8 protein-coding genes and 1 pseudogene are annotated in these 15310 nt (G+C 76.0%); 4 read left to right on the forward strand and 5 right to left on the reverse strand.

Features of this window, described 5'->3' with window-relative positions:
* Positions 1-147 precede the first annotated feature (147 nt).
* From ACFYWL_RS00340 to ACFYWL_RS00350, 3 genes and pseudogenes are all read right to left on the reverse strand, one after another.
* Positions 148-3606 (reverse strand): ATP-dependent helicase, encoded by a 3459-nt coding sequence (locus ACFYWL_RS00340; RefSeq protein ID WP_386966654.1) that lies wholly within the window; start codon positions 3604-3606, stop codon positions 148-150.
* 669 nt (positions 3607-4275) lie between these two features.
* Positions 4276-4821: a TIGR00730 family Rossman fold protein gene (locus tag ACFYWL_RS00345; RefSeq protein WP_386965339.1), complete on the reverse strand. Its 546-nt coding sequence runs from the start codon at positions 4819-4821 to the stop codon at positions 4276-4278.
* 193 nt (positions 4822-5014) lie between these two features.
* A pseudogene (locus ACFYWL_RS00350) lies at positions 5015-5860 on the reverse strand (TIGR00730 family Rossman fold protein); the annotation flags it as partial.
* 162 nt (positions 5861-6022) lie between these two features.
* On the opposite strand from ACFYWL_RS00350, the gene ACFYWL_RS00355 reads away from it, so the two are divergent.
* Positions 6023-6190, forward strand: coding sequence for a hypothetical protein (locus tag ACFYWL_RS00355; RefSeq protein WP_176734749.1), 168 nt, complete (start codon positions 6023-6025; stop codon positions 6188-6190).
* 123 nt (positions 6191-6313) lie between these two features.
* On the opposite strand, the gene dapE is transcribed toward ACFYWL_RS00355, so the two are convergent.
* A complete protein-coding gene (gene dapE / locus ACFYWL_RS00360; RefSeq protein ID WP_386965343.1) occupies positions 6314-7387 on the reverse strand; it encodes a succinyl-diaminopimelate desuccinylase in 1074 nt (357 codons plus the stop codon).
* Between the two features lie 24 nt (positions 7388-7411).
* On the opposite strand from dapE, the gene dapD reads away from it, so the two are divergent.
* On the forward strand, positions 7412-8371 hold the full coding sequence (gene dapD / locus ACFYWL_RS00365; protein WP_386965346.1) for a 2,3,4,5-tetrahydropyridine-2,6-dicarboxylate N-succinyltransferase: 960 nt from the start codon (positions 7412-7414) through the stop codon (positions 8369-8371).
* A 102-nt stretch (positions 8372-8473) separates the two neighbouring features.
* On the opposite strand, the gene ACFYWL_RS00370 is transcribed toward dapD, so the two are convergent.
* Positions 8474-11809: a S8 family serine peptidase gene (locus tag ACFYWL_RS00370; protein ID WP_386966657.1), complete on the reverse strand. Its 3336-nt coding sequence runs from the start codon at positions 11807-11809 to the stop codon at positions 8474-8476.
* 190 nt (positions 11810-11999) lie between these two features.
* Here ACFYWL_RS00370 and ACFYWL_RS00375 point away from each other — a divergent pair, with 190 nt between their 5' ends.
* Together ACFYWL_RS00375 and ACFYWL_RS00380 are read left to right on the forward strand one after the other, a co-directional pair.
* Complete coding sequence (locus ACFYWL_RS00375; protein WP_386965349.1) at positions 12000-12557, forward strand: sugar O-acetyltransferase; 558 nt, start codon at positions 12000-12002, stop codon at positions 12555-12557.
* 117 nt (positions 12558-12674) lie between these two features.
* Positions 12675-15281 (forward strand): hypothetical protein, encoded by a 2607-nt coding sequence (locus ACFYWL_RS00380; protein ID WP_386965352.1) that lies wholly within the window; start codon positions 12675-12677, stop codon positions 15279-15281.
* Positions 15282-15310: the final 29 nt, after the last annotated feature.

A 15310-nucleotide genomic window follows, 5' to 3' on the forward strand; every position in this document is an offset into this window, starting at 1 on the left:
AGTTCGCGACTGCGGGGCTCGCAAGCTCACTCCTCGCGCTCACAGGTTCATCTCAGTTCGCGACTGCGGGGCTCGCAAGCTCACTCCTCGCGCTCACAGGTTCATCTCAGTTCGCGACTGCGGGGCTCGCAAGCTCACTCCTCGCGCTCACTCTGACTGCTCGCGGCGGGGGGTCGGCGGCTCGACCACCTGACGCCCCTGCCCGGACACCGGGCAGCTCGTGCGCACCGGGCAGACCCGGCACTTCGAGTTGGCGACCGCGGCGAAGGTAGCGGCGGCCATCGTATCGGCGGTGCGCCGGACCAGCGCCGTCGCCCAGCCGGCCGCCGGCCCCTGCCCCGCCGCCGGCTGGCTCTGCTCGCGGGCGTCGCGCGCCCCCGTGCCGAGCTGCACCAGGGCCGCCCCGCCGGACTCGTCGCCGAACTCGGCGAACGCCCCCGCCTCGACCGCCGCCTGGTACGCCCCGAGCTGCGGGTGCTCGCCGATCTCCCGCTCGGTGACCACGGTGGACTTGCCCGTCTTCAGGTCGACCACCACCAGCCGGCCGTCGGCGTCGACCTCCAGCCGGTCCACCCGGCCGGTGAGTTCGACGGGCCGCTGCGGGTCGTCCAGGCGTACGGCGAACTCGTGCTCGATGGCCAGCAGCCGGCGCGGGTTGCCGGCCAGCCAGCGCAGCAGCTTGTCCACCATCGCCTCGGCGCGCTCCCGCTCGGGGCCCACCATCCACCGGGCGGCCAGCTCGATCGCGTCGAACCGGGCCGAGACGTACTCCAGCAGCGCGGACCGGTCGGCGCTGGCATCCTCGGCGAGCATCGCGGCGGCGTGCACCAGGTTGCCCACCCCCTGCGCGGCGCTGGCCGGGCCGCTGCCGCCGTGCCGCTCCAGCAGCCAGCGCAGGCTGCACCGCAGCGCGCTGTCCATGCCCGACGGGGTCACCCGCACCGGCTCGCCCTCGTCGACCAGCGGCCGGTCGTCGGAGAGCCCGCGCAGCCCCCACCAGTCGTCGGGGTGCGCGCCGGGCACCCCGGCGGCGGCGAGGCGGGCCAGCTCGGCCGCCGCCGCGCTGCGCCGGTGGTAGGGCGCGGCCGGGTCGGCCACGGCGGTACGCAGCTCCGCGACCAGCGCCGGCAGCGTCAGCGCCCGGGGCGGCCCGGCCACCGGCAGGCTCCCCCGGCCAGGCCCTGTACCGCCCTCGGCCAGCTCGCGGGCCGCCACGTCGCCGCGCCCTGCCCCGGCGGCGGCGTCCGGGCCGCCAGCCGCCTCGCCGCCGGGGCCGGCGTCCGGGCCGCCGCCGGGGGCGGTGTCCGGGCCGCCGCCGGGGGCGGTGTCCGGGCCGCCGCCGGGGGCCGGGCCTGCGGCGTCGCCGCCCGGCGGTGGGGTCGGGTCCAGCTCGTACAGGAACCGGCTGGGCTGCTCCTCGTGGTCGTCGCCGCCCACCGCGGCCGAGGCGACCGCGCTGACCAGCAGCCGGCGGCGGGCCCGGGTCACCGCCACGTGGAAGAGCCGGCGCTCCTCGTCGAGCAGGGCGGAGGTCTGCCCGACGCGGACCGCCCGCCCGCCGTCGCCGGGGCCGGGGCCGCCGTCGCCGGAAACCCGCCCGGCCCCGCCGACGTCGTGCCCGCCGGTGTGGTGTCCGCCGGTGTCGTGTCCGCCGGCGTCACGGCCGGCGAGCACGTCCACCAGCCGTTCGGAGCCGAGCAGGCTGCCGCGCAGCCGCAGGTCCGGCCAGACGCCCTCCTGCACCCCGGCGACGGCGACCAGGTCCCACTCCAGCCCCTTCGCCGCGTGCGCGGTGAGCAGCCGGACGGCCTCCCCGCGGTCCGCCGTCGGCGCCAGGGTGTCGGCCGGCAGGTCCTGGCCGAGCACGTGGTCGAGGAAGACCTCGGTGCGCGCGCCGGGCAGCCGGTCGGCGAACCGGGCCGCCGCGTCGAAGAGGACCAACACGGCGTCGAGATCCCGGTCGGCGGCCTCCGCCCGCCACCGCCGCGCGGTCTCGTGCTCCCCGGTCGCCGCCCGGCCCAGCGTGATCGCGCCGGCCCAGCGCTCGGCGAGCCCACTGGCGTCCCACACCGCCCACAGCACGTCCTCGGCGGTGACGCCCGGCCGCTGGGCCGTCTCCCGGGCGATGGCCAGCAGCCCGGCCACCGCCTGCGCCGGCTCCGCCCAATGCCGGTCGATCCCGGACAGCTCCTCCGGATCGCGCAGCGCGTCGACGATCAGCTCGCCGGATGGGCGGCGGTCCCCGACCGCCAGGGCGAGCGCCCGCAGCCCCTGGCGCAGCCGCCGCTCGGCCAGCGGATCGGCCCCGCCCAGCGGCGAGTGCAGCAGCGCCACCGCCGCCTCCTCGTCCAGCCGGGCCGGCTCCAGGGCGCAGCGCAGCAGGAGCAGCAGCGGGGCGACCGCCGGTTGGAGGTGCAGCGGCAGGTCCTCGCCGTGCACCACCGTCGGCACCCCGGCCGTGTGCAGGGCCCGGCGCAGCGACGGCAACTGCCGGGCCGTCGAGCGCACCAGCACCGCCATCCGCGACCACGGCACCCCGTCGAGCAGGTGCGCGGCGCGCAACGCCTGGGCCAGCCAGGCGGCCTCGCTGGTGGCCGAGCGGAAGGTGCGCACCTCCACCATGCCGGCCGGGGCGTCGGGCAGCGGGCGCAGCCGCCGGTGGGCCCCCGGGCCACGCAGCCGGCCGGCGAGCCGCCGGGTCCCGGCGATCAGCCCCGGCCCCGCCCGGTACGAGGTGGTCAGCACGACCTGCGCGGCCGGCGCGCCGGAGGCGGTGCGGAAACGGTGCGGGAATGCGGCCACCCCGGCCGGGTCGGTGCCCCGGAACGCGTACGTGGCCGAGTCGGGGTCGGCGAACGCGACCAGGGACTTGCCGCCGCCGGCCAGCACGGCGAGCAGGTCGAGCTGGGCGGGGTCGGTGTCGGCCAGCTCGTCGACGTAGACGTGGGCGAGGCGGCGGCGCTCGGCCTCCAGCAGCCCCGGATCGTCGAGCAGCAGGCCGGTGGCGGCCCGGACCAGCTCCGCCGGGTCGTACGCGATCGAGCCGCGGTTGCTGACGTCGCGCAGCGCGAGCACGGCCACGTACTCCCGCAGGAAACGCGCGGCGGCCGGCCAGTCGGCGCGGCCCAGCCGCTCGCCCAGCCGGGCCAGCTCCGCCGGGCCCACCCCGCGCTCGGCCGCCCGCATCAGCAGGTCGCGGAGCTGGGCCGCGAACGCCCGGGTACGCAGGGCGGGGCGCAGGTCCTCCGGCCAGCCGACCGGGTCGTCGTCGGGCTCCTCGCCGACCACGTCCAGCAGTTCCCGGATGATCAGATCCTGCTCGGGGCCGGTGAGCAGGCGCGGCGACGGCTCGCCCCGCTCGGCGGCGGCCCGGCGCAGCAGCCCGTACGCGTACGCCGGGAAGGTGCGCACCAGCGGCTCGCGCAGCACCCGCCGCCCGTCGCCGGCCACCCGGGCCTCGATCCGCCGGCGCAGGTCGGTGGCCTGCCGCCGGCCGAAGGTGAGCACCAGGACCCGCTCCGGGTCGACCCCCTCGGCCACCCGGGCGGCGACCGCCTCCACCAGAACGCTGCTCTTGCCGGTGCCCGGCCCGCCGACGACCAGCATCGGCCCGTCGGTGTGCGCCACGACCTCGGCCTGCAACGGGTCGTCCCGCCACCCGTCGCCCCACGCCGGCCCTGCCGCGGCTCCCCGCGCACCATCGCCCTGCAGCCGCGCGCCATCAGCCTGCAGCCGCGCGCCGGCGCCCTGCTGCGCGCCGTCACCCTGCAGCCGTGCGCCATCGCCCTGCAGCCGCCCGCCGGCGTCAGCTCCGCTGTGAGCGGCCTGTCCGCCATGGTCGGCCCCGTGACCGGCCTGCGCGCCATCGCCGCCCGGCCCGCCGGCCCGACGCTCCCGCCCGGCCGCCCCGTCGGGCCGACCGCCCTCCCACGCCGCCCCATCGGGCCGACCGTCCTCCCACGTCGTCCCGTCGGGCCGACCGCCCCCCAACGCCGCCCCGTCGGGCCGACGGCCCCCCCGGGCCGCCTCGACAGGCCGGCGCACCAGCCGGTACGCCTGCATCCCCCCATCCCACCACGCCCCACCGACACCCACTCACCCTCACCCCCGCCCCTCGCCCTCGCCCTCGCCGGTGATCAAGAGGTTTGCGTCAACTTGGTAATCAACTTTGACGCAAACCTCTTGATCACCGAGGCGGGGTGGGGGCGCGGGGGCCGCGCGGGGCGGGTGGGGGGCGGGAGGGTGGGTGGGGGGCGGGCGGGGTGGGTGGGGCGGTCAGGGGAGGTGGGATTCCAGGGTGGTCAGGGCATCGGGGATGGTGTCGGCCACCAGGAGGAGGTCCTTGCCCGCCGGCTTGAGGAAGTGGCGGTCGGTGAGCATCGTGAGCCAGTCGAGCAGGGGGCGGTAGAAGCCGTCCGCGTCGACCAGCACCATCGGCTTGGCGTGCAGGGCGAGGGTGGCGGTCGTCCACACCTCGAACAGCTCGTCCAGGGTGCCCAGCCCGCCGGGCAGGGTGAGGAACGCGTCCGACTTCTCGATCATCAGGGTCTTGCGGTCGGCCATGCTGGCGGTGACCAGCAGCTCGTCCGAGGCGAGGTCGGCGACCTCCAGGTCGACCAGGGACTGCGGGATCACCCCGACGGTAGGGCCGCCGGCCGACCGGGCCCCGTCGGCCACCGCCCCCATCATCCCGACGCAGCCACCGCCGCTGACCAGGGTGTGCCCGCGCCGGGCGATCTCCCGGCCGGTCTCGGCGGCGAGGTCCAGCCAGCGCTGGTCGAGCGTACGGGAGGACGCGCAGAACACGCAGATCGCTGCCACCGGTTCAGCCCTCCCGGGCCTGCTCGACAGCGGCCCCCTCACCAGCGGTCCCCTCACCAGCGACCCCCTCGGCGGCGGCCCGCTGGTCGGCAGCGGCCTGCTCGACAACGGCCCGATCCCCATCAGCCCGATCCGCGTCGGCCCGATCCGCGTCGGCCCGATCCGCGTCGGCCCGATCCGCGTCGGCCCGATCGGCGGCCCGCTGGCCGGCCTCGGTGCGCGCGACCGCCTCCTCGCGGATCGCCTCCTGCTCGGCGGAGAGCGCCGCCTCGGCGGCCACGATGTGCCGCACGGCGGCGTCGACGTCGTCGGTGAGGCAGATCAGCTCCAGGTCGACCGGGCCGATCTTGCCGTCGGCGGCCATCGTGTCGCGCAGCCAGTCGAGCAGGCCCCGCCAGTAGTCCGTGCCCATCAGCACCACCGGGAACCGGGTGACCTTGCCGGTCTGCACCAGCGTCAGGGCCTCGAACAGCTCGTCCATGGTGCCGAAACCGCCGGGCAGCACCACGAACGCCTGCGCGTACTTGACGAACATGGTCTTGCGGGCGAAGAAGTACCGGAAGTCGATGGCCAGGTCGACCCAGTCGTTGAGGCCCTGCTCGAAGGGCAGCTCGATGCCGAGCCCGACGGACAGCCCGCCGGCCTCGCTGGCGCCCCGGTTGGCCGCCTCCATCACGCCCGGCCCGCCGCCGGTGATCACCGCGTACCCGGCGCGGGCCAGGGCGCCGCCCAACTCCTCGGCCAGCCGGCACTCGGGGCTGTCCGGCTTGCTGCGGGCGGAGCCGAAGACGCTGACCGCGGGCGGCAGGTCGGCCAGGGTGTCGAAGCCCTCCACGAACTCGGCCAGGATGCGCAGCGCCCGCCAGGCGTCCTTCGTCTTCCAGTCACCACGGCCCCGGGAGTCCAGCAGCCGCTGGTCGGCGGTGCTGGTCGGGATCGCGCCACGACGCAGCGTGACCGCGCCCCGGTGCCGCTCCCGCCCCGGCCCACGGGCCGGACCTCGCCCGCCGCTGTCGCTCCTGGCAGCCCTGTCACTCATGCAAGCAACCGTAGTGGAGGGGCGGTTGCGGGGTGCGACGCCCGCACCAGGGGCGGGCCGGAGAAATTTTCCGCGACCAGGGCAACTAATTCGCTCGCCCGTACGTCTTACCATTCATATACCGGGTATGCCCCGGCGCGCGCCTTCGGGGGAGGAGCCAGCGTGATCAGCAACAGCGAGATGATCCGGATCCGTCGGCAGATGCAGCGGCGGATCCGGGACGTGGTGGCCGAGCGCCGCCGTGCCCGGCAGATGGAGGCCCCCGTCGCCGACCTCACCGGCGACCCGACCGACACCCGCCCCGAGTCGTCCCTGACCCCGACCGCCTGACCGACGCAGGTCGCCGGGGCGGCCCGCCCACCGCCGCACGGTGCAGCGGACCGCCCCAGCCCGCCCGGGCCGGCGCACGGTGCGGCGGGCCGCCCCGGCGCGTCCGGGCCGACGCCGGGGTGCTCAGGCCGGGGCGAGCCAGCGGTGCAGGGTCGCCGCGCCGTCGCGGATCTTGCCGATCTCGACGTGCTCGTCCGGGTGGTGGGCCAGGTTGGGGTCGCCCGGGCCGAAGTTCAGCGCGGGGATGCCCAGCGCGGCGAACCGCGCCACGTCCGTCCAGCCGAGCTTGCCGATCGGCGCGGCGCCGACGGCCGCCAGGAACTCCTTCGCCGGGGCCGCGTCCAGCCCCGGCGCCGCCCCGGCGGCGAAGTCGGTCACCCGCAGCTCGAAGCCGTCGAAGACCTCGCGCAGGTGCGCCTCGGCCTCGGCCGGCGTCCGGTCGGGCGCGAACCGGTAGTTGACCTCGATCTCGCACCGGTCCGGCACCACGTTGCCGGCGACCCCGCCGCTGATCCGCACCGCGTTCATGCCCTCGCGGTAGTCGCAGCCGTCGATGGTGACGCGCCGCGCCTCGTACGCCGACAGCCGGCGCAGCACCTCCCCCGCGCCGTGGATGGCGTTCACCCCGTGCCAGGAGCGCGCCGAGTGGGCCCGTACGCCGGTGGTGGTCACCACCGACCGCATGGTCCCCTGGCAGCCGGCCTCGACGATGCCGTACGTCGGCTCCAGCAGCACCGCGAAGTCCGCCTGGAGCCACTCCGGGTGCGCCTCGGCGACCAGGAAGAGCCCGTTGTACTTGGACTCGATCTCCTCGGCCTCGTAGAAGAAGTACGTCACGTCGTAGCGCGGGTCGGGCAGGGTGACCGCCAGGTGCAGCGCGTACGCGACGCCGGACTTCATGTCGGAGGTGCCGCAGCCGTACATGAGGTCGCCGCGCATGGTCGACGGGAAGTTGTTGTTCAGCGGAACGGTGTCCAGGTGCCCGGCGAGCACGACCCGGGAGGCCCGCCCCAGGTCGGTGCGCGCCATCACGGTGTTGCCGTGCCGGAAGGTGGTCAGGTGCGGCACCCCGCGCAGCACCTGCTCGACGCAGTCGGCGATGGCCTTCTCGTGGAGGGAGACGGACTCTATGTCGACCAGTGCACGGGTCAACGCCACCGGATCGGCGAGGACCTCGGGGGTCAGCGGGTTCTCCATGGTTCGCACGGTACCGTCACAGGCGTGACGACTGCACAGCCTGCGTGGGGCATCGGCCTGGCCACGACCACCGCTGACGAGCAGGTGCTCGACACCTGGTATCCGACGGGCAAGCTGGGGCTCGGCGAGCTGCCGTTGGTCCCGGGCGAGGACGAGGCGGACGTGCTGGACCTGCCGCCGGGCGCGGTCGGCGAGCGGGCGCTGCCGGGCCTGCGTACGGTCCAGGTGGTCACCGTCATCGGCTCGCTGGACGACCCGATCAAGGACGCCGCCGACGCGTACCTGAGGTTGCACCTGCTCTCCCACCGCCTGGTGCGGCCCAACGAGCTGAACCTCGACGGCATCTTCGGCAAGCTGGCGAACGTGGCCTGGACGTCGGCGGGGCCGTGCCCGCCGGAGCGGGTCGACGAGCTGCGGGTGATCGAGCGGGCCGCCGGCCGCCACCTGGCCGTCTACGGGGTGGACAAGTTCCCCCGGATGACCGACTACGTGGTGCCCTCCGGGGTGCGCATCGCCGACGCGGACCGGGTCCGGCTCGGCGCGCACCTGGCCGCCGGCACCACGGTCATGCACGAGGGCTTCGTCAACTTCAACGCCGGCACGCTGGGCGCCTCGATGGTCGAGGGGCGCATCGTGCAGGGCGTGGTGGTCGGCGACGGCTCCGACATCGGCGGCGGCGCGTCGATCATGGGCACCCTCTCCGGCGGCGGCACCGACCGGGTGCGCATCGGCGAGCGGAGCCTGGTGGGCGCGAACGCGGGCGTCGGCATCTCGCTCGGCGACGACTGCGTGGTCGAGGCGGGCTGCTACGTCACGGCGGCCTCGAAGATCGCCCTGCCGGACGGCCGGGTGGTCAAGGCCCGCGAGCTGTCCGGGGTCGACGGGCTGCTGTTCTGGCGCAACTCGGTCACCGGCGCGCTGGAGGCCCGCCCGCGCACGGGCCGGGGCATCGAGCTGAACGCCGCACTGCACGCCAACGACTGACGGGCGGCGCCAACGACCGCCGGCGGCCCACGCGCCGACCACCGGCGGCAGGACCGCACGTCCGGGCCCGACGGGATGGGACCGCCGGGCCCGGACGCCGGGTCACCTCAGCCGGTACGCCTGGATGATCCGCGTGGTCACCGTGTTGCCCGCGGTGTCCTTGGCGGTGGCGCGCAGCGACACGTAGCCGGTGCCCGCCGGGTGGTGCAGCGTCGCCACCCAGCCGGCGCCCTGGCGGCGCAGTTCCGCCTTGCGCCAGGTCGTGCCGCCGTCGTAGGAGGCGTCGACGGTCAGCGCCGCCACCTTCGCCGTCGGCGCGCCGTCCTGCGGTTCGACCCGCACCGGCACGGTGAAGGCGCGGCCCGCCGGGGCGCTGTTGTCGGCGCGCAGCGCCGGGGCGAAGCGCACCGCCGTCGCCGGCTGCGGCACGAACTCGTCACCGGCGACGTGCTTCGAGCGGAACGTCCACGCGGCGGTCACCTCGGTGCTCAGGTCGGCGACGTCGCGCCTGGCCTGGACCTCCACCCGGTAGTTCGCCGCGCCCGGGGGCACCTCGAAGTCGCCGTACCCGGCGTACCCGCTCTCGCCGACCAGCTTCCCGTCGCGGTAGAGCCGGGTCCACTCGGTCTCGTTGAGCGACGCGCCGACGTGCCCGGCCGCGTCGCTGTGCACGGACAGGTCGACCACGATGAGGTCGCCCTGGCGGGTGATCCCCTCGGTGCCCCAGCGCCGCGCCGGGAACGACGGCGAGAGCGGGGCGGCGCCCCACGTCTCGTGCCGGGTCTGCCCGGGCCGGTACCTCGTCAGCGGCGACGCCAGCAGCGCCTTCACGTCCAGCCAACCGTCCTCGGCCCGGGTGCCGAAGTCCAGCTCGCTGCTCCAGCTCACGGCGTTGGTGCTGTAGTGCTCGACCCGCTTGCCGGGCACCGCCGTGGGCAGGACCAGCGCGGATCCGCCCGTGTTGTACTCCGGTTCGCCGTAGATGATCCGTTCCGCCGCCATCCCCGGGTACGCGTCCCGGAAGGTGTGCACGACGGTGGCGAGGTCCTTGGCGCGGTAGTGCTTGACGAAGCCGGTCGGCAGCCGACCCGGGAAGGCTTCCAGCAGCGCGTAGAGGTATGGGCTGCTCTCGGCGTCCGCGTCGACCCACTGGCTGCCGATGGTGGACACGAAGCGGTCCGGCGTGCTCGCCGGGCCGACCTGCGCGCTGGTCACCCCGGCGAAGCCGGCGCTCCACAGGCCGTACGAGTAGATGCTGTCGTCGGCCCCGTAGAAGACCGCGCTCACGTCGACCAGTTCGGCCGTCGCGCCGCGCTCGGGCACCGTGGCCAGCACCGGCCTGCCAGCGCGGGCGTCGAGGGTGAGCGTGAGCGGCCGGTCGACTACCAGCTCGGGCTGGGCGAGCAGGGCGGCCCCGGCGGGTTCGCCCGCCTCGTCGGTGGCGAACAGGTAGCTGCCCAGCCCGTAGCGGCCCTTCGGCAGACGCACCGTGGCCGTCGAGACGCCGCCGTAGATGTCGGTGGGGAAGGTGAAGGCGTCCAGGTTCATCAGGCTGGTGCCGTAGTCGGTGGTGGGCTTGCCGTCGACCCCGATGTGGCGGATGGTGACGTCGTAGCTCTCCACCTCGCGGTACACGGCGATCGGGGTGACCGCCACGGTGTCGCCGGAGCGGGCGACGACCCGGCCGGTGTGGTAGCCGTCCGGGGCGTCGACGCGGGTGTCGGCGCTGACCTGCACCCCGGCCGTGCCGCCGGCCGGCACGGTGACGCGGGACGCGCCGAGGCGGAACAGGCCGGCGGGGCTCGGCTTGCCGTCCGGCCCGGTGGCCTCGATCGTCAGGTCGAGGGTGACCGGGGCAGTCCCGGAGTTGTGCCAGGTGACCGTGCGGTCGAGCACCGGGTCGTCGTCGTGCGGCCACTGTGCCCGCCCGAACGACACGCTCACCGGGTCGCCGGTGACCTGCTGCCCGATGGCCCGGGCCACGTCGACCCGGCCCGCGCCCTGCTGGTAGGCGGTCTGCTCGGGGTGCGGCTTCGCGGCGGCCATCAGGGTGGCCTTCAGCGCGCCGGCCTTCCAGTCGGGGTGCCGCTGGGCGAGCAGCGCCACCGAGCCGGCGACGTGCGGGGTGGCCATGGACGTGCCGGAGGCCGCCACGTACCGGTCGCCGACCGGCTCGCCGAGGGTGGTGCCGGCGGCGCGGGCCGCGACGATGTCCACGCCGGGGGCGGTGATGTCCGGCTTGAGGGCGTCGTCGCCGGTGCGGGGCCCGCGGCTGGAGAAGTCGGCCAGCTCGTCGTCCCGGTCGACGGCGCCGACGGCGAGGGCGGCGTCCGCGCTGGCCGGTGAGCCGACGGAGGCGTCCGTGCCGAAGTTGCCGGCGGCGAGGACGAACAGGGCGCCGGTCTGCGCGGTGAGGGTCTGCACCGCCTCCTCCAGCGGGTCGACCTCCGGGGTGTCCCAGCCGCTGAGGCTCATGTTGACCACGGTGGCCCGCTTGTCGACGGCGGCCCACTGCATGCCGGCGAGGATCGCCGAGTCGGAGCAGCCGTTGTCCTCGCACACCTTGCCGGAGACCAGCGTGGCGTCCGGCGCGACGCCCCGGTACTTCCCGCCGGAGGCCGCGCCGCTGCCGGCGATGGTGGAGGCGACGTGGGTGCCGTGGCCGATCGTGTCGCCCGGCTCGGCCACCTCGCTGAAGTTGCGCGACTCGGCGAGCCGGCCGGCGAGGTCGGGATGCTCGGCGTCGACGCCGGTGTCCAGTACCGCGACGGTGACGCCCCTGCCGGTGAGGCCGGCCGCCCATGCGGTGGGCGCGCCGATCTGCGGCACGCTGTGGTCGAGGGTGACCCGACGCCTGCCGTCCAGCCAGAGCCGGTCGACACCCCCCGCCGTGTCGACACGGGCCGCCGCCCGGCCGGTGGTCATCGCGCCCCAGACCGCGCCGGCCCGGGCCTTCTCGGCCGTCACGGCCGCGCCCCGGATGGCCGGCAGGTCGCGGGTGACCCGGGTGCCGGCGATGCCGGCGACGGCCCGGCGGGCGTCGCCCGGCCGGTACGACACCAGCAGCGGCAGGCTGTCGCGGCGGGCGTCGTCGTAGCCGGCGGCGATCAGCTCGGTCACGTCGAACAGCCGGGGGTCCACCCGGCCGGAGCGCAGCAGGGGCAGGGCGTCCTGCGGCTGCACGGTGACGTGGCCCCGGTCGCGCCGGACCAGGAAGCGCAGCTTGTCGCGCCCCGCGCCGGGGCGGATGCTCACCGTGCCGGAGCCGGTGACGGTGACCCGGTCGCCGGTGACCAGGGTGACGGTGGCCGGCCGGCCGGCGACGGGCCCCGCCGCGCCGGCGCCGCCGGGCGCGGCGGCGGGCGTGCCGGGCGACCCGGCTGCGGGGGTCGCGGCCGGGGCGGCGGCGGCCGGGGCGGTCAGGGGCGCGGCGAGCAGCAGGCCCAGGGCCAGCGCCAGGCTGGCCGGTTTTCTTCCCTTTCGATGCAACTCGATCCTCCTCGTGCGGCGTCATCAATGACGGGGTCGCATTGACAGGAGAAGAATTACATACTCGGTATGCATAGGTGAAGACATAAACGTGACGAACTCCGCACAGAGCCGAGATCCGACCGGGCATCATCGTCCGATGACCTCCATGAAGGACCGCATGCTGGCCGGCGAGCTCTACCGCGCCGAGGGCCCCGAGCTCACGGCCGACCTGGACCTCGCCGCGCGCCGCAACGAGGCGTTCAACCGCAGCTCCGCCACCGACCCGCAAGCCCGGCTGGCCGCGCTGCGCGAGCTGCTCGGCTCGGTCGGCGAGGACACCGTGGTCCGCCCGCCGTTGCACTGCGACTACGGCTGGCACATCCACCTCGGGCCGCGCGGGTTCGTCAACTTCAACGCCGTCTTCCTCGACGTCGCCCCCATCACCATCGGCGCGGACGTCCAGATCGGACCGAACGTGCAGCTCCTGACGGCCACCCACCCCGTCGACCCGGAGCCCCGGCGGCAGAAGTGGGAGGCGGCCCAGCCGATCACCCTCGGCGACAACGTCTGGCTCGGCGGCGGGGTGATCGTGCTCGCCGGGGTCACCATCGGCGACAACACCGTGGTCGGCGCCGGGGCCGTGGTGACCCGCGACCTGCCGGCGAACGTCGTCGCCGTGGGCAACCCCGCCCGCGTGGTACGCACCATCGGCTGAGCCGCCGCAGCTCCGGCCATCAGGGGCCCCCACCTGCGAAAACATCTCGCCCCAGGGTGGCCGAAGCAGCCCCGCAGGGTGCACTCTGGGTAGTGGAGCCATCACAAGGAGGCACCGATGGCCGGTCGGGTGCTCGAACTACGCGTACACGGGGTGTCCAACACTCCCCCGGACCAGGTGCTCGGCCTGGCCCCACAGCCCGGCGACGAGGACCCCCGCCCCTGGCTCGTCGCCGGCGACGAGGTGACCGGCTTCTACCGCTCCACCGACGTCGGGCCGGACGACTCGGTGGTCGTCGAGGCGTACAGCTGGGGGCAGTTGACCTCCGGCGCGCGGACCGCACGGGACGTCGAGCGGGCCCTGTGGACGCTGCTGCTGCCCTTCACGCTGGCGAACGTGGCGCTGCACGCCCGGCCCGGCATCCCGCCGGACCCCGACGAGGAGCGCTGGGGCAGCCGGTCCGGGATCACCGCCTGGCTGGTCCGGCTGTTCTGCCTCAGCCTCACCGGGACGCTGGTCCTCGCCGCCACCGGCATCGGCGTGGACCTCGTCGCCTGGCAGTGCGTCGACGACGAGTGCCTGCGCCGCGTCCCGGGCGTGTGGGAGTTCCTCGCCCACGGCTGGTGGCGGCAGGGCGCACACTCCCTCGTCGTCGGCCTCGCGATCCCGCTCGGCCTGCTGGCCCTGCTCGGCCTGCTCGCCTGGCGCACCTACCAGTACGAGGCGGAGATGCCGGCCGCGCCGGCCACCCGCCCGGCGGCCGACCCCGCCCCGGCCGGCGCGACGCCCCCCGGCGACGGCCGCCCACCGGAGCAGGCCGCCACCGCCAACCCGTTGCAGGACCCCACCTTCTGGTGCGGCGAGGGGCAGCTGCGCCGCGCCGGGGTGCTGCACCTCTGCGTCGGCGCGGTGATCGCGGCGGCCGTGCCGCTCGGCACGGTCCTCGCCATGGACCCGCCGCTGGGCGTACGGGCCGCCGTCGCCTGGCCCACCGTGGCGCTGCTCGGCGCGGTGGTGCTGATCGCCGTGGTGGCCCTGGGCCGCCCCTGGCTCAGCCGCCGCGCCGGTGACACCCCCCTCGGCCCGTGGAGCGCGGCGGTCATCGTGCTCACCTGCGCCGGGGTGACCGGCACGGTGCTGCTCCTGCTGCTGCCCGACGGCCCGGCCGGCATCCCGCTGGCGCAACTGCGCCCGCCCGCCGGGTGCATCCGCGACCCGGCGCAGGCCGGCTGCCTCGTCGACCGCTCGCTGCCCGGCTACGACTGGATCATCGCCTGGTACGGCACCGGCCAGGTGCTCCTGCTCGCCGCCATCGGCGCGGTGGCCCGGTCCGGCCGGCGGGCGCTGGCCGCGCCGGTCGCCGCCGCGCTGCTGCTGCCGCTCGGCGTCGCCTGGATCGCCGGCTGGCTGCCCGCCGTCCCGCCGGCCCCGCAACGGCTGGACGACTGGATGCTCACCGTCCCCGCGATCGCGCTGGCCGGCGGCGGGCTGCTGCTGCCCCGCACCGGCCCCGCCGCGCCGCCGCGCCCCGGGCAGCCGCACGCCGACCTCGGCTGGGGCGGGCGCGGGCCGGCGGTGATCGCCGGGTTCGGCTGGCTGCTCGGCATCGCGTACTGCTCCGGGGTGCTCTACTGGGTCACCGACCGGCTCACCGACGGCAATCCGGCGGGCGGCCGGACCGGGGTGGTCCCGCCGCTGCCGGTGATGTGGGCCGGCCTCGCCTTCGCCGTCGCGGTGCTCGCCCTGGCCGGGGTCGCGCTCCGCGCCGGCCTGCTGTTCCACCGGCTCCGCCGGCAGGAGTACGCCGAGCTGGTGCCCGGCGACAACACCCTCTCCGCGCACGACCGGCGGCGCTGCCGCGACGTGAGCGCGTACCGGGCGCTGCACCGGCTGGTGGGCGAGCACGCCCTGCGCCTCATCGGCTGGTACGCGGTGGTCGGCGCCGCGCTCGCCACCCTCGGCGCCGCCGCCGCCCTCTCCCACGTCCCGCCCGACGCCGCCACCGTGACCGGGTGGCCGACGGTGGTCAAGGCGGTGGCCGACGCCGGCGACACCCTGCTCGGCTGGCTGCCGGTGGCCATCGCCGCCGTGGGGCTCATGGTCTACCGCAACGACACCGTGCGCCGCTCGGTCGGCGTGCTCTGGGACATCGGCACCTTCTGGCCACGGGCCGCGCACCCCCTCGCCCCGCCCAGCTACGCCGAACGGGCGGTGCCGGAACTCCAGACCCGCACCGCCGGCCTGCTCGCGCTCGGCGAGCACGACCCGCGCCGGGTCGACGGGATCATCCTCTCCGGGCACAGCCAGGGCGCGGTGATCTGCGCGGCGGTGCTCCTCCAGCTCCCCGCCCGCTGGCGGCGACGGATCTGGTTCTTCTCCTACGGCTGCCAGCTCACCCGGCTGTACGGGCGGATCTTCCCCGCGTACTTCGGGCCGGACCGGCTGCCGGCGCTGGCCGACGCGCTGCGCGGGCCGTCCGGGCGGCCCGGCTGGACCAACTTCTGGCGGGACACCGACCCGCTGGGCTGGCCGGTGACGGCCGGCGAACGGAACCTGCCCGTCCACGACCCGGACGCGCTGCACCCCACCGGCGGGGAGGTCGCCGACCCGCCGATCCGCAACCACAGCGCCTACCCGGATGCCGCCGAGTTCCGCCGCGAGCGGGCCCGGGTGACCTGGCTGCTGCGGCGCGGCGTCCCGACACCCCGGCAGGGCGTCGGCTGACCCGCCCGGCGGGGCGCGGGCCGGTGCCG

The sequence above is a fragment of the Micromonospora sp. NPDC002575 genome, assembly GCF_042889525.1.
GTDB lineage: Bacteria > Actinomycetota > Actinomycetes > Mycobacteriales > Micromonosporaceae > Micromonospora > Micromonospora carbonacea.

What these genes read in the sequence shown, in the direction of transcription:
- ACFYWL_RS00340 (WP_386966654.1), bottom strand. Translation starts at nt 3,606, where the DNA reads ATGCTGGTCGTCGGCGGGCCGGGCACCGGCAAGAGCAGCGTTCTGGTG.
- dapE (WP_386965343.1), bottom strand. Translation starts at nt 7,387, where the DNA reads ATGGAGAACCCGCTGACCCCCGAGGTCCTCGCCGATCCGGTGGCGTTG.
- ACFYWL_RS00375 (WP_386965349.1), top strand. Translation starts at nt 12,000, where the DNA reads ATGACCTCCATGAAGGACCGCATGCTGGCCGGCGAGCTCTACCGCGCC.
- ACFYWL_RS00380 (WP_386965352.1), top strand. Translation starts at nt 12,675, where the DNA reads ATGGCCGGTCGGGTGCTCGAACTACGCGTACACGGGGTGTCCAACACT.